Origin of the sequence: Pseudokineococcus marinus (assembly GCF_013004605.1) — a bacterium.
GTDB classification, from domain to species: Bacteria; Actinomycetota; Actinomycetes; order Actinomycetales; family Quadrisphaeraceae; genus Pseudokineococcus; species Pseudokineococcus marinus.
The window spans coordinates 1-1,361 of sequence record NZ_JABEMA010000517.1; the positions used below are offsets into that span (position 1 = coordinate 1).

The 1,361-nt window shown below is 77.1% G+C and carries 2 protein-coding genes; both read right to left on the reverse strand.

Annotated features, from left to right (window positions below; all coding sequences use genetic code 11):
- On the reverse strand, positions 1-204 hold a 204-nt coding region (locus HLB09_RS17125; protein ID WP_171204490.1), incomplete at its 3' end, for a hypothetical protein.
- A gap of 117 nt (positions 205-321) precedes the next feature.
- Positions 322-1,361: AAA family ATPase (locus HLB09_RS17130; RefSeq protein WP_171204491.1), on the reverse strand; the 1,040-nt coding region annotated here is incomplete at its 5' end.

The window sequence follows — 1,361 nt, forward strand, 5'->3', positions numbered from 1 at the left end:
GAGCAGGGAGCGTCCCGCTGCCGCGGCGCGGGCGCCGCCGGCCTCGAGGCCGCGCATGAGGGGCGCGAGGGCGCGGCCGAGCCGGTCGCCCCGCGCGCGGCGGCCCTCGAGCTGGGTCCAGCAGGCGACCGCGACGACCACGAGGGCGAGCAGGACGGCGAAGAGCGTGTAGGCGACCACCACGGTCGCGCCCCCCAGAGTCATGAGCACAGAGTCACCCACGAACCACGCACGGTCACGACGCCACGCGCGACCGAGCCCGGATCGCAACGTCCGCGCCCCGCCGGACGGGCGGGGAGGGCGGAGGGGCGGCGGCCGCCCTCAGGCGGGGGCGACCTCGCGCAGCCGCTGGCTGACGACCGTCGTCACGCCGTCGCCGCGCATCGTGACGCCGTAGAGGGCGTCGGCGACCTCCATGGTGCGCTTCTGGTGCGTGATGACGACGAGCTGGCTGGAGGCGCGCAGCTCCTCCATGACGTCGATGAGGCGGCCGAGGTTCGTGTCGTCGAGCGCCGCCTCGACCTCGTCGAGGACGTAGAAGGGGCTCGGCCGGGCCGTGAAGATCGCCACGAGGAACGCGACGGCGGCCAGCGAGCGCTCGCCGCCCGACAGCAGCGACAGGCGCTTGACGCGCTTGCCGGCCGGGCGCGCCTCGACCTCGATGCCGGTGGTGAGCATGTCGCCGGGGTCGGTGAGGACGAGGCGCCCCTCGCCGCCGGGGAAGAGGCGGGCGAAGACGCGCTCGAAGGCGGCGGCGACGTCCTCGTAGGCCTCGGCGAAGACCCGCTGCACGCGGGCGTCGACGTCGGCGACGATGCCGAGCAGGTCCTGGCGCGAGCGCGTGAGGTCGTCGAGCTGCTCGACGAGGAAGGCGTGCCGCTCCTCCAGGGCGGCGAACTCCTCCAGCGCCAGCGGGTTGACCTTCCCCAGCTGCGCGAGCGCGCGCTCGGCCCGGCGCAGGCGCTGCTCCTGCTCGGCGCGCACGTACGGCCTCGTGGGCGGCTCGTCGGCGTCGTCGTCCCCACCCGTGTCGTCGCCCTCGCCGCGGGCGGACGGCCGCGGGGCGGCGCCCTCGCCCCCGTCCGCCTCGTCGGCCCTCGGCGGGTCGACGGCGGCCGTCGCCTCGGAGAGCACCGGCACCGGGCGGTGGGGGCCGTGCTCCTCGACGAGGACGTCCGGGGCGGTCCCGAGCTCGGAGGTGCTGCGCTCCTCGAGCTGCTCGAGCCGCAGCCGCTGCTGGGCGCGCGCCACCTCGTCGCGGTGGACGGCGTCGGTCAGCTCGGCCAGCTCGGCGGCGAGGGCCTCCTGGCGGCGCCGCGCGCCGGCCGCCGCCTCGGCGCGCTCCCGACGCCCCTCCTGAG